This window comes from Streptomyces sp. NPDC111507, from assembly GCF_055638955.1.
Genome location: NZ_JBVKBU010000003.1, coordinates 1,108,254 through 1,120,350, shown reverse-complemented (window position 1 = coordinate 1,120,350; position 12,097 = coordinate 1,108,254). Strand labels below are relative to the sequence as shown.

At 71.2% G+C, this 12,097-nt stretch carries 10 protein-coding genes; 6 read left to right on the top strand and 4 right to left on the bottom strand.

Annotated elements, in window-relative coordinates:
• Positions 1 to 16: 16 nt before the first annotated feature.
• A complete protein-coding gene (locus tag ACZ7M2_RS17550; protein ID WP_471595977.1) occupies positions 17 to 1,426 on the top strand; it encodes an RICIN domain-containing protein in 1,410 nt (469 codons plus the stop codon).
• 2 nt (positions 1,427 to 1,428) lie between these two features.
• On the opposite strand, the gene ACZ7M2_RS17545 is transcribed toward ACZ7M2_RS17550, so the two are convergent.
• Positions 1,429 to 3,099, bottom strand: coding sequence for a rhamnogalacturonan lyase B N-terminal domain-containing protein (locus tag ACZ7M2_RS17545; RefSeq protein WP_471595976.1), 1,671 nt, complete (start codon positions 3,097 to 3,099; stop codon positions 1,429 to 1,431).
• 387 nt (positions 3,100 to 3,486) lie between these two features.
• Between ACZ7M2_RS17545 and ACZ7M2_RS17540 the strand changes: the two genes are divergently transcribed.
• The gene (locus ACZ7M2_RS17540) at positions 3,487 to 4,500 is read left to right on the top strand and encodes a rhamnogalacturonan acetylesterase (protein ID WP_471595975.1); all 1,014 of its coding nucleotides are present in this window, start codon (positions 3,487 to 3,489) and stop codon (positions 4,498 to 4,500) included.
• A gap of 78 nt (positions 4,501 to 4,578) precedes the next feature.
• Entirely contained in the window at positions 4,579 to 6,297 is a 1,719-nt protein-coding gene (locus tag ACZ7M2_RS17535; protein WP_471595974.1) for a DUF2264 domain-containing protein, read from the top strand.
• Here the strand turns inward: ACZ7M2_RS17535 and ACZ7M2_RS17530 are convergent.
• Positions 6,242 to 7,642 carry a hypothetical protein gene (locus tag ACZ7M2_RS17530; protein WP_471595973.1) on the bottom strand — a complete coding sequence of 467 codons (1,401 nt, stop codon included), beginning with the start codon at positions 7,640 to 7,642 and terminating at the stop codon, positions 6,242 to 6,244. The two genes, ACZ7M2_RS17535 and ACZ7M2_RS17530, sit on opposite strands and share 56 nt — an antisense overlap.
• 170 nt (positions 7,643 to 7,812) lie before the next feature.
• Here ACZ7M2_RS17530 and ACZ7M2_RS17525 point away from each other — a divergent pair, with 170 nt between their 5' ends.
• The gene (locus tag ACZ7M2_RS17525) at positions 7,813 to 8,682 is read left to right on the top strand and encodes an isocitrate lyase/PEP mutase family protein (protein WP_471595972.1); all 870 of its coding nucleotides are present in this window, start codon (positions 7,813 to 7,815) and stop codon (positions 8,680 to 8,682) included.
• A 248-nt stretch (positions 8,683 to 8,930) separates the two neighbouring features.
• Positions 8,931 to 9,377: a CAP domain-containing protein gene (locus tag ACZ7M2_RS17520; RefSeq protein ID WP_471595971.1), complete on the top strand. Its 447-nt coding sequence runs from the start codon at positions 8,931 to 8,933 to the stop codon at positions 9,375 to 9,377.
• A 21-nt stretch (positions 9,378 to 9,398) separates the two neighbouring features.
• Here ACZ7M2_RS17520 and ACZ7M2_RS17515 read toward each other — a convergent pair whose 3' ends face one another.
• A complete protein-coding gene (locus ACZ7M2_RS17515; RefSeq protein ID WP_471595970.1) occupies positions 9,399 to 10,247 on the bottom strand; it encodes an alpha/beta fold hydrolase in 849 nt (282 codons plus the stop codon).
• On the bottom strand, positions 10,240 to 10,833 hold the full coding sequence (locus ACZ7M2_RS17510) for a TetR/AcrR family transcriptional regulator (RefSeq protein ID WP_471595969.1): 594 nt from the start codon (positions 10,831 to 10,833) through the stop codon (positions 10,240 to 10,242). Before ACZ7M2_RS17510 ends, ACZ7M2_RS17515 begins: the two co-directional genes overlap by 8 nt.
• Positions 10,834 to 10,982: 149 nt before the next feature.
• Here ACZ7M2_RS17510 and ACZ7M2_RS17505 point away from each other — a divergent pair, with 149 nt between their 5' ends.
• Positions 10,983 to 12,077 (top strand): alanine racemase, encoded by a 1,095-nt coding sequence (locus ACZ7M2_RS17505; RefSeq protein WP_471595968.1) that lies wholly within the window; start codon positions 10,983 to 10,985, stop codon positions 12,075 to 12,077.
• Positions 12,078 to 12,097: the final 20 nt, after the last annotated feature.

Below are 12,097 nucleotides of genomic sequence, written 5' to 3'. Positions count from 1 at the left end.
CTCCGAGAGGCGTCAGATGAGACGTGTGTACGCAGTCCTTGTCGCCCTGTGCTGTGCGTTCGCCGCGGCACTGGCGACCGCAGGAACGGCCCAGGCGGCGGCCCAGACCCTCACCAACGGCACCCAGTTCACTGACACTTCGGGCAACGCCGTGCACGCGCACGGCGGCGGGGTGATCAAGGTCGGCAGCTACTACTACTGGTTCGGCGAGGACCGCAACGCCGACAACACCTTCAAGTACGTGGACGCCTACCGCTCCACCGACCTGAAGAACTGGGAGTTCCGCAATCACGTACTGACCCAGTCCAGCGCCTCCGAGCTGGGCACCGCCTACATCGAGCGGCCGAAGGTCATCTACAACGCGTCCACGGGCAAGTTCGTCATGTGGATGCACAAGGAGAACGGCATCGACTACAGCGAGGCGCGCGCCGCCGTCGCCGTCTCGGACACGGTCGACGGGAACTACACCTACCAGGGCAGCTTCCAGCCGCTCGGCCAGTACATGTCCCGTGACATCACGACCTTCGTCGATACGGACGGCACCGGCTACATGGTGTCGGCGGCCCGCGAGAACTACGACCTGCAGATCTACAAGCTCACCGCCGACTACACGGGCATCGACAGCCTGGTCGCCAACCCGTGGGTGGGCGGCCACCGCGAGGCACCGGCGCTGTTCAAGCGGGGCGGCGTCTACTTCATGCTGACCTCGGCGGCCACGGGCTGGAACGCCAACCAGCAGCAGTACGCCACCGCGACCAGCCTCGCCGGCCCCTGGACCGCGATGACCAACGTCGGCGACTCGACGACGTACAACTCGCAGACCGCCTACGTCCTTCCGGTCCAGGGGACTTCGGGTACCTCGTACCTGTACATGGGCGACCGGTGGGGCAACTCATTCGGCGGCACCGTCAACGACTCGCGGTACGTCTGGCTGCCGTTGACCTTCCCGACCTCCACCTCGATGTCCATGTCCTGGTACCCGGAGATCTCGGTCGACACCGCCGCCGGCACGATCACCGGGACGAGCGCCACCTACAACACGCTCGTCGGGCGGTCCAGCGCGAAGTGCGCGGACGTTCCCAGCCAGTCACTGTGGCAGGGCGTCGCGATCAGTCAGTACACCTGCAACAGCGGCACCAACCAGAAGTGGTGGTTCAAGGACCTGGGCACCGGCTACTACGCACTCATGGGCCGGGGCAGCTCCCTGTGCCTCCAGGAGAACTCCGCCAGTGTCACCCAGGAGAACTGCACCGGCGCCACCGCCCAGCAGTGGAGCCTGACCGCGTCCGGCAGCTACGTGCTCGTCAAGGCCCGGGCGAGCGGCGAGTGCCTGGACGTGTCCGGCGCGTCCACCGCCAACTCCGCCGCGATCATCACGTACACCTGCAACGGAGGAACCAACCAGCAGTGGACGCGCGGAACATGACGTCAGGTCAGTAGGTCGACGGCATCGATGGAGGTGCCCGCGCTGAGGAAGGAGGTCGACCCCGAGCCGCTCGCCACGTAGATCTTCAGCGTGTTGTACGCACTGGTGTCCGCCAGCCAGGCGGACGCGGGAACGCTGTAGGTGAAGGTGTAGTTGTTGCCCCGGTAGGAGCCCACGGTCAGCGACCGGGTGCTCGGCTGGGTGGGCGGCGAGGGGACGGCCGAGGTCCAGGTGTCGTTGACCACGATCTGCGGGCGGCCGTTCGCGTAGGCCGTGGTCACGCCGATGCGCAGGGTGTGCGCGGCGGCGGCCTGGGCGACGGTCAGCTTGAAGTACACGATGATGCCGCTGTTGACGTCCTTCCACAGATAGCAGGGGAACGCCGAGGTCTCGGTGCCGCTGCCGACGACCACGTTGCCGGTCCAGGACGCGGCCCGCACGTCCGACGGATGCGCGTACGTCATCAGGTCCGCGTTCTTGAAACCGCTCGGCGTGCCGTCCCAGGTGCCGATCCGCCAGATCGCGCTCGCGTGGGACGGGTCGTTGGAGGTGGGGATCGCGATGCTGTTGAGCGTCGTGGTCCCGCCCGCCGTGACCGTCACCGACGACGAGTACACGGCGAGTTCGCCCTTGAAGACCGTGAGGGTGTACGACCCCGGCAGCACGCCCGCGATCGAGAAGTAGCCGTCCGAGGCGCGCGCCGAACCCCAGTACTGCGCCGCCGAGTTTGCGAGCCCGACCGTGTACGCGTACGCCGTGTCGCGCCCCGAGATGCCCACGGCCGCGACCCGGCCCCGGCCGCTCGCGGCCGTGTACCCGGAGATGCCGAGCGAGTCCGCCCAGGAGGTGGTGAGGTTCCCCGCGTACAGCGCGGAGGAGGGCGCGCCGCCGTCCGTGAAGGCGATGACGTACGGACCCTGGAGGCCGAAGCGCTCCGACTCCGTCTGGTTCTCGCCGTAGTACAGGATCTCGTACAGCCCGCCGCCGTCCGCGCTCTGGTGCCGCAGCAGGGAGCGGTAGAACGGGCCGCCGGAGGCCTTCTCGTGGTTGCTGCGCACGATCCACAGACCGACGCTTCCGGTGGTCCAGCCGAGGTAGTTGTAGTCGATGACCCGGAGCTTCGAGTAGTGCTTCGAGCGGGTCTGGCCGTCGGACTTCGCGAACACGTCCGCGGACTCGATGGTGGTGGGCGCGTACGTGTAGGAGTCCGGCTCGTCGTTGAGGAACAGGCCCGCCTTGACGCGCACGATGTAACGGGTGGCGCTGACCGACGTGTCCGCCTTGTTGGTCCACAGATAGACGTTGTTCTCGCCGCTGCGGGCCGCGTAGTAGTGCCGAAGCGTGCCGTACGCGACGGAGACGAGGATCGTCGAACCGGACTGCGTGATGGTCACGGTGGAGGTGCCGAGGCCGGACTCGACGTGCGAGTTCTTGCCGCCGTAGCCCTGGTACTCGGTGCCGCGGTAGACGAGCGAGGTCAGGTCGCCGTTGGCCTTGCTGACCTTGAAGACGAGGTTCGCGCCGGTGTCGACGACGTAGTTCGAGCCGTCGTCCGTGTAACCGAAGCTCGCGGCGGCGGCCGTCGGGGTGAGGGCCGTCGCGCTCACGGCCGCCGCGGTCGTACCGAGGACGAAGGTGCGGCGTCCGAGGGATCTGTCGGTGGGTCCGGACATGGGGGTGCCTCCTTCGGAGGTGGGGGTGTGCGGGTGTCCGGAAGACTGACAGTTGAATCGATTTCGCAAAAGGGCTTTCGCTGCTTGGGAGTTGGCAATCATGTGAAAACGCGCCGAGTACTAGAAAGCGCTTGCGGAGAGCGGTACGGTCCTGCCGCCAGGTCTTGTCGTCCTGTTGGAGGAGCCGCAATGAGACGTTTCACCCCAGGCGACCCCAGGGAAGTGCAGGCACGCCCCCGCGCCGCCCGGCACGCACTCTCGCCGCACCGGCCAAAGGCCCAAGTAGCTCCGCTACGAGGACCTTCGTCCGGCACGCCGACAGCACGCACCGAACGACGCGGGAACGCACCCGCACTTCCCCGGGGCCGCCTGGCCGTGCTGGCGGCCGTGACCGCGGCCACCGCGCTGACGGCCACGCCCGCCCAGGCGCACGGAGGGCCCCGCGCCCTCGGCCTGGAGAACTGCACCGCGACCGCCTGCCACTTCGACGTCGCGCCGGGCACGTACGACGTGCGCGTACGGCTCGGCGGGCAGGCCGCGGCGAGCACGAGCGTCAGCGGTGAGACGCGCCGCGCGCTGCTGCCCGAGACCGCCACGGCGGCCGGGAAGCCCGTGACCCGCAGCTTCACGGTGAACGTCCGCACCCCCGAGGGCGAGCCGACCGGCCCCGACGGCACCCCGGGCCTGGATCTGGTCCTCGGCGGCTCCGCGCCCGCGCTGGCCGACATCCGGGTGACCCCGGCCGCCCCCCGCACCCGTCAGATCTTCCTGGTCGGCGACTCCACCGTCTGCGACCAGTCCGGCGCCCCCTACACCGGCTGGGGCCAGCAGCTGCCCCAGTACCTCCGCAAGGGCGTCTCGGTCGCCAACTACGCGGACTCCGGGGAGAGCACGGTCACCTACCTCGAGAACCCCGCGCTCTTCCCGACCGTCCAGCCGCTCGTCCGGCGCCACGACCTGGTCCTCATCCAGCTCGCGCACAACGACAAGACGACCGACGAGCCGACGTACCGCGCGAACCTGGAGACCCTGGTCGCCGGGGTCCGCGCGCGGGGCGGCGACCCGGTCCTGGTCACCCCCATCGTCCGCCGCTGGTTCAACACGGACGGCACCCTGAACAACGACACCGCGCTGCTGGTCAACGGCCTCGGTGTGAACCACCCGGCCGTCATCCGCTCGGTCGCCGCCGCCGAGCACGTGCCCCTCATCGACCTGACGGCCAAGACCAAGGCCCTCGTGGAGTCGCTGGGCGTCGAGGGCTCCAAGGCGATCTACCTCTACAACGAGAAGCGGGACAACACCCACACCTCCGTGCACGGCGCCACGGTCTACGCGGGCCTCGTCCGCGACGAACTCCTCGCCCAGCATCTGGTGCCCGAGCGCCAGGTGAGGGTGGGATGAACTCCTGGGGCGTCCCGTCCGGAACCGGGGCGCCCCAGGTACCACCCGACCGAGCCGCACCACCACGGAGCGCCACTGATGCCCGACGAGGACCGCACCCTCAGCCCGTACACCGGCTACACCCGCGCCCACTGGGAGGCGGCGGCCGACTCCCTGCTCGCCGCGGTCGCCCCGTACGCGACCGAGAACGGCTCCCTCTACCACCTCCCCGGTGCGCACACGAGCTGGTCGGGCCGGCTCTCCGACGGCCTGGAGGGCTACGCCCGCACCTTGCTCCTGGCCGCCTTCCGCCGCGACGAGAAGGCCCTGGAGCGGTACGCCGACGGACTCGCCGCCGGTACGGCCGGCGTCTGGCCACGCGTCGAGGACCGCAGCCAGCCCCTCGTCGAGGCCGCCTCGATCGCCCTCGCCCTGCGGCTCACCCGGCCGCTGCTGTGGGACCGCCTGGACGACGGTGTGCGGCAGCGGGCCGCGGCCTGGCTCGGCGACGCGCTGACCGCCGAACCCTGGGCCTGCAACTGGGAGTTGTTCCCGGTGACCGTCGGCGGCTTCCTGGCGGAGATCGGCCACGAGGCCGAGGCGTCGCGGGCCGCGATCGACCGGGGCCTGGAGCGGATCGAGGAGTGGTACGTCGGCGACGGCTGGTACACCGACGGCCCCGGGCGTGCCTTCGACTACTACAACGGCTGGGCGATGCACCTGTATCCGGTGCTGCACGCGTGGCTCGCGGACGACACCCGGCTCCTCGACCTGTACGGCGGCCGGCTCTCCCGCCATCTCACCGACTACGCCCGGCTGTTCGGCGGCGACGGCGCCCCGATGCGCCAGGGCCGCTCCCTCACCTACCGCTTCGCGACGACCGCCCCGCTGTGGCTCGGCGCCCTCACCGGCCGTACGCCGCTGTCGCCGGGCGAGACCCGACGCCTGGCGTCCGGCGCCCTGCGCCACTTCCTCGACCGGGGCGCGGTCGACGACCGTGGCCTGCTCACCCTCGGCTGGCACGGCCCCGACGAGACGGTCCTCCAGGGCTACTCGGGCCCGGCCTCCCCCTACTGGGCGAGCAAGGCCTTCGTCGGCCTGCTCCTGCCACCGGACCACGAGGTGTGGACGGCCCGGGAGGAGCCGGGCCCGACCGACCGCGCCGACGCCGTCAGCCCCGTCGGACCGCCCAACTGGCTGCTCCAGACCACGACTTCGGACGGCCTGGTCCGACTCCACAACCACGGCAGCGAGGACGTCCGCTACGACCCCTACTACACGCGGCTCGCGTACTCGACCGCGACCGCGCCCTCGGCGTCGTACGACAACAGCGTGATCGTCGGTGACGATCCGAGCCGGACGGACATCGAGCCGCTGGGCGCCGGGGACGGCTGGGTGGCGTCCCGGCACACGACGGGTGGGGGAGCGTGCGTCGTGAACCTGGTCGTCGCGCGGGGAGCGGTGGAGGTGCGGGCCCACCTGGTGGCGGGAGCGGACCCGGGGACGCCGGTACGCGTCACAGGGTGGCCGCAGGACGACGGCGTGCACGCCGAACTCCTCCCCGCACACAACCTGTTGGACTCGGCCGGTGTCACGGGACCCGGCGCCACCCTCTTCGTCGCCCTCGCCCGGCTCACCGGCGAGCCGGACCCCCTGCCCCTCACGGAGTCGGTGTCCGTGGCCGTAGAGGGGGCGGGGGAGGAGCAGGGGGAGTACGACGTCCGCGTGAGCTGGCCCTCGGGCCCCTCGACGTGCTTCCGGTTCAGGGCTTCAGACGGGCGATCCTCAGCGTCGTCGTGGTCGGTGAAGCCCCGGTGAGGGCGCTCGCGTAGGACGGTGTGACGGGGGCGTACGCCCAGGTCAGGGAGCCGTCCTTGAGGGTCGCGATATCACCGGAGATACGCGCCTGGACGACCTTGTCCGGCGTCTTGAGAGCGCCGTTCCAGTCGATCAGGCGCAGATGGGTGCCGGTGAAGGTGCCCGTGCAGGTGCCGGCCGAGCACTTGGCGTTCTTCAGGGACTCCCAGGAGACGAGGAGCCGGTCCTTGCCGTAGGGGGCTATGTGGACGTTGACGTTCTCGGTGCCGGCGGCGCTGGTGAGGCGGACCGGCTTGCCCGCCGGGGTGTTGCGGTTCTTGAGGAAGGCGACGGTCACCTGGTGGGTCGACGTCTTCGGCTTCACCGTCCAGCCGCGCCCGCTCGCGTCGTCCGGGTTCTTGGCCGCGGAGGCGGCGCCCCGGGAGGCGAAGGCGGTGGCGTACCGGCCCGCCGAGGACTTCACCAGGTCGCCGGTACGGCCCGCGAACGTGCCGCCGCAGTAGCCCGCCCAGCACTGCTCGCGCTGCACGGCGGGCGCGTTGTCGGGGGCGCCGATGCCCGTCGAGACGAACAGGCCCGAGCGCCAGTCGTCGAAGCACAGGGAGGTGAACGCGCCCGTCGTCTCCGCGTGCAGCGCGATGCCCTCGTTGTGGCTGCACCCCCAGCTCCAGCCGCCCGTCAGCTTCGCGCCCTTGGCGCTGACGTAGCTCAGCTTGTCGCCGAAGTGGCCGTCCGCGAAGCCGCCCGCGCCGTGCACGACGAAGTACGTGCCGTACTTGGTGCCGTTCCAGGTGAGCTGGCCGTCCAGCAGCGGGGCCGTGTCGTGCGAGGCGGTCCCCGTGAGCTTCGTACGGAAGGCCTGGGTGCCGTTCTTGTAGCGGATGAGGGCCGCCGCCGTCTCCTTCCACTTGTTCGTGTCGGAGACGCGGGTCAGCAGCGCGAAGCCGTCGTTGTGCGCGACCAGGCCGCCGACCTCCTTGGCGCCCTTGACGACCGTGTCGGCGCCGGAGCGCTTCCCGGCGGCCGTCAGCGGGGTGACGTGGACGCCGTCGGACGCGGGCCAGGCCACGCGCAGGGTGCCGTTCGGGGCGACGGCGGTCGCGGTGCGCGTCCACTCGCGGGCGTTGTTGTAGCCCGCGGACAGGTACGGGAACTTGGCGGCCAGGTTCACCGTGGTGTTCGTGACGGCCGCGAGCCGCGGGGCGGCGGCCGTCGTGGTCGTCGTCGGCGTGGCGGTCGCGTACCAGGCGCCGGCCAGGACACCGACGGCCCCGAGTCCGGCCGCCAGCGGCTTACGGGCCACGTGGCGGCGGCGGTGCGATGGGGTGGGTCTTGCGTTGGTCATGCCGGGTGGTCGCCACCGCGCGGCGAAAGGTTGCCGCGCTTCTCGGGGTGCGGTGGACGGATACGGTTCGGCGGGCGCCGAAGGATCGCGCGCTTAGCGTTGCCGGTACGGGCGACTCCCCCGGAAGGGCGAGACTCTCCCGGAAGAGCGAGACTCCCCAGGAGGCCGACATGACCGCGACTCCCTTCGCCGCGCTCCACCACGCCGACGCGCCCCTCCTCCTGCCGAACGCCTGGGACCACGCCTCGGCCGCGCTCCTGGCCGCTGAGGGATTCGAGGCGGTCGGCACGACGAGCCTCGGAGTCGCCGCCGCGGCCGGACTGCCGGACGGGGTAGCGGCGACCCGGGACCTGACCGTGCGGCTCGCCCGGCAGCTCGGGGGCGCCCCTTACCTGCTGTCCGTCGATGCCGAGGACGGATACAGCCAAGACCCGGCCGAGGTCGCCGAGTTGGCACGCGAACTGGCCGCCGCCGGAGCCGTCGGCATCAACCTGGAGGACGCCCTGGGCCCCGCCGACCTGCACGCGGCGAAGATCGAGGCGGTCAAGGCGGCCGTACCGGACCTCTTCGTCAACGCCCGCACCGACACCCACTGGCTCGGCGACGGCGCGGACGAGCGGGACACCGTCCGCCGCCTCGACGCCTACCAACAGGCGGGCGCCGACGGGGTGTTCGTCCCCGGCCTGACCGACCCGGCCCGCGTCACCGCCCTGCTCAAGACCCTCGACGTACCGCTGAACGTCCTCTACTCACCCGCGGGCCCATCCGCCGCTCACCTCGCCGACCTGGGTGTACGCCGGATCAGCCTGGGCTCGTACCTCTATCGGCGGGCCCTGGGCGCGGCGCTGGACGCGATGGCGGACATCCGCTCCGGCCGCCCGCCGCGGGGCACCGCGCCGACGTACGACGAAGTACAGGCACTCAGCACGGAGTCTCCTCGCACATACGGTGATCGCTCGGGCTCTCAGCAGAGTGGCGCCAAAGTCGGTTTCCTCCCCGGGGATCGCCACTCGAGCGCCCGGAAGCCGCCCGAGTCGTGAGCCCGCGTGGCGGGGCTTAGTGTGGATGTTGTACGAGGAGGCGTTGTCATGCCCCTCACCCGAGCGGCGAAGGAGGCCGCGGGCTGGTGACGGCCAAGGGCGGGGAGGGTGCCGTCACGATCCTCGCGTCGCGTCGCACGCGACAGTCGGGGACTTGCCGACCGCCCCTTACGAAAGGGAATCCCGTGCGAACCAAGAGCAATCGAATACGCCGTGTCTGCGTTGCCGCGTGTGCGGCCCCTCTGCTGGTGCTCACCGGAGCGGCCGCCGCAGGCGCCGCGGCGACGGTCACCGTCCCCGCATCCGCGCCGCGCGCCCTGCAGACCTCGCCCGGCGAGATCCTGCAACTGGTCAACGCCGAACGCGCCAAGGCCAACTGCCCCGCGCTCCACGAGAACGCGCAACTGACCCACGCCGCCCAGGTCTTCGCGGACGACGCCGCCAAGAACAACATCACCACGCACACGGGCTCCGACGGCTCCACGCCCCAAACGCGCATCAAGGAGGCCGGCTACAACGCGGGGCCGTCAGCGGAGAACATGTCCTGGGGAGACAGCAGCGCCAAGCAGGCCGTCGATGGCTGGATGAACAGCACCAAGGGCCACAAGAACAACATCCTCAACTGCTCGTTCACGGACACCGGCGTTGCCGTCAGCGGAAAGTACTCAGTACAGGTCTTCGCGGCGCCTGGTTGATCCCTCCCTCCGCCGGGCGACTCACAGCGCCTCGGTGAGCCGGTCCGCGAAGGCGACCGGGTGCTGGAGGACGCCGAGGTGACCGCCGGGGAACTCGACGAAGTCACCGCCGCTGAGCTCGGCGAGCAAAGCGGCGGTGCGGAAGGGGAGTTGGCCCCGGGAGTCGCTTCCGGCACCGAGCGTGAGCCGGGAGGACAGACCCTTCAGGGTGTCCAGGTCCAGGGCGTGGGAGGTGAAGGGGCGCAGGACGTGGCCGAGGAAGATGTCCATGGGCGTGTTCTGCGCCTCTTGGGAGTCCGGTGTGTTCCGCCTGCTCGGTGTGTTCTCGCCGCCGTCGGCGGCAGCTGACGTGGGGCGTGGACCGGGCTCCCAACTCCGGCCCTCCAGACCGGCGCTGAGCCGGGCCGTCGCCGCCGCCACCCCCTCCGTACGGTGGATCTCGTACACCTCCGTGATCATCGCGTGCTGCCGGACGGCGTCCGGCAGCACGCCGATGCTCGGCGGCTCGTGCGCGACCACGCGCCGCAGCCGCTCCGGGTACCGGGCCAGCAGGTCCAGGGCGACGATCCCGCCGGAGCTGCTCCCGAAGACGCAGGCGGACTCGCCGTCCGGAAGGAGTGAGTCGAGCAGCTGGTGGGCGCGGTCGCTCCACACCTGCACCCGCTGGTCTTCGACCGCCCCGTCGAGCGGGCCGCGGGACAGCCCGAGCGGGACGTACGTCACCACGGTGAACCGCTCGGAAAGGCGTGCGACGGCGCCCTCCAGCCCCATGGGGTGACCGGCCCCGCCGGGGATGACCAGCAGCAGGGGCCCGCTGCCCCGCACGTCGTAGTGTCCGTGGTAGTGCCCGTCGTGGTGCCCGTCACACATGATCCTCTTCCTTCCGCTCGCTCCGTGGCCAGTGCTCCAGGGCCGTGTGCAGGCCGTCGAGGGCCCGCTCCCACGAGGTCTGCACGTCCCGGGCGGCGTGAAAGCCGCCGATCGCCTCCAGAGCGCAGAAACCATGGAAGGTGCTGCGTAGCAGCCGTACGGCGTCGGTGAGGTCGGGTTCGGACAGGCCGTACGCGTGGAGCATGCCGTAGGTGATCTCGGCGGTACGCCGGAACGCGTCGGACGCGGCGCCGACGGCGGGGTCGACCGGGGTGTGCGTGGCGGCGTAGCGGCCGGGGTGCGCGAGCGCGTACGTCCGGTAGGCGCCCGCGAAGGCCACGAGGGCGTCCTTGCCGGCCCGCCCCGCGACCGCCGTGGCGATCTTGTCGATCATCTCGCCCGCGGCCAGCAGCGCGACCCGCGTCCGCAGATCCCGCAGGTTCTTGACGTGCGAGTACAGGCTCGCGTCCTTCACCCCGAACCGGCGCGCCAACGTGGACAGGGTGACGTTCTCGAACCCGACCTCGTCGGCGAGATCGGCCGCGGCCTCGACGACTCGGTCGGCCGTGAGCCCGGCACGGGCCATGGGGGCCACCTCTGGAGCACTCGCTTGTCTGATGTGCCTCACCTGATTGCCTAGGGATCCTAGGCACAGCCCTAATATACACAGGTGTGCGGGGAGTGAGAGGCTGTAGCGGACTGGGGAGGGCGGAGTGGTCCGGGGAGGACGTAGTGATGCTTGAGCAACTGCCCGAAGGGCTCGTCACGCCCGCGCTGGTCGTGGACGCCGACGTACTGGATCGCAACATCGCCCGCATGGCCGAGGCCGCCAGGACCGGCGGCTTCGCTCTCCGGCCGCACGCCAAGAGCCACAAGTGCGCGGAGATCGCGGGGCGGCAGCTCCGGGCGGGTGCGCGCGGGCTTTCGGTGGCGACCCTGAGCGAGGCGGAGGCGTTCGCGGCGGCGGGCGTGGACGACCTGTTCATCGCGTATCCGCTCTGGCCGGACGAGAGCAGGGCGCGGCGACTGCGCCGACTGGCCGACGAGGTCGCCCTGCGGGTCGGCGTCGACTCGGTGGAGGCGGCGCGGCGGCTCGGGGACGCGGTGCGCGGGAGCGACCGCGTGGTGGAGGTCCTGGTCGAGGTGGACTGCGGGACGGCACGGACCGGGGTGCCGGCCGCGGACGCGGGGCGGGTGGCCCGCGCCGCGTCGGACGCCGGGCTGGGCGTGCTCGGCGCGTTCACTTTTCCCGGGCACGGATACGGCCACGCACCCGACGCCCGGGAGCGGGCGGCCCGCGACGAGGAACGGTCCCTGTCCGAGGCGGCGGAGGCTCTACGTGAACTGGGCCTGGAACCACGGGTGTTGAGCGGCGGCTCGACCCCGACGGCGGGCCGCTGGCGCCCCGGCCCGGTCGACGAACTCCGCCCCGGCGTCTACGTCTTCAACGACGCCCAGCAACTGGCCATGGGCTGCTGCGGTGTCGACGACCTGGCCCTCGCGGCCGCCTCGACGGTCATCAGTGTCCCCGCCCCGGACCGCTTCGTCCTCGACGCGGGCAGCAAGGTCCTCGGCGCGGACCGCTCCGCGTGGGTGACCGGCCACGGCTACCTCCCCCAGTACCCCGAGGCCACGATCACCGCCCTCTGGGAGCACCACGCCGTGGTCCACCTCCCGGAAGGCGTACCGGCCCCCCGCCTCGGTGCGGTACTCGCCGTCGTCCCCAACCACGTCTGCCAGCCGGTGAACCTCGCGGAGGAGCTGGTGATCGCCCGCCAGGGCGTGGAACTGGACCGCTGGCGGGTGGCGGCACGGGGCGCCAACACCTGACGGCGGGCGGGGGCCGCGCT

What these genes read in the sequence shown, in the direction of transcription:
- ACZ7M2_RS17550 (WP_471595977.1), top strand. Translation starts at nt 17, where the DNA reads ATGAGACGTGTGTACGCAGTCCTTGTCGCCCTGTGCTGTGCGTTCGCC.
- ACZ7M2_RS17545 (WP_471595976.1), bottom strand. Translation starts at nt 3,099, where the DNA reads ATGTCCGGACCCACCGACAGATCCCTCGGACGCCGCACCTTCGTCCTC.
- ACZ7M2_RS17535 (WP_471595974.1), top strand. Translation starts at nt 4,579, where the DNA reads ATGCCCGACGAGGACCGCACCCTCAGCCCGTACACCGGCTACACCCGC.
- ACZ7M2_RS17530 (WP_471595973.1), bottom strand. Translation starts at nt 7,642, where the DNA reads ATGACCAACGCAAGACCCACCCCATCGCACCGCCGCCGCCACGTGGCC.
- ACZ7M2_RS17525 (WP_471595972.1), top strand. Translation starts at nt 7,813, where the DNA reads ATGACCGCGACTCCCTTCGCCGCGCTCCACCACGCCGACGCGCCCCTC.
- ACZ7M2_RS17515 (WP_471595970.1), bottom strand. Translation starts at nt 10,247, where the DNA reads ATGTGTGACGGGCACCACGACGGGCACTACCACGGACACTACGACGTG.
- ACZ7M2_RS17510 (WP_471595969.1), bottom strand. Translation starts at nt 10,833, where the DNA reads ATGGCCCGTGCCGGGCTCACGGCCGACCGAGTCGTCGAGGCCGCGGCC.
- ACZ7M2_RS17505 (WP_471595968.1), top strand. Translation starts at nt 10,983, where the DNA reads ATGCTTGAGCAACTGCCCGAAGGGCTCGTCACGCCCGCGCTGGTCGTG.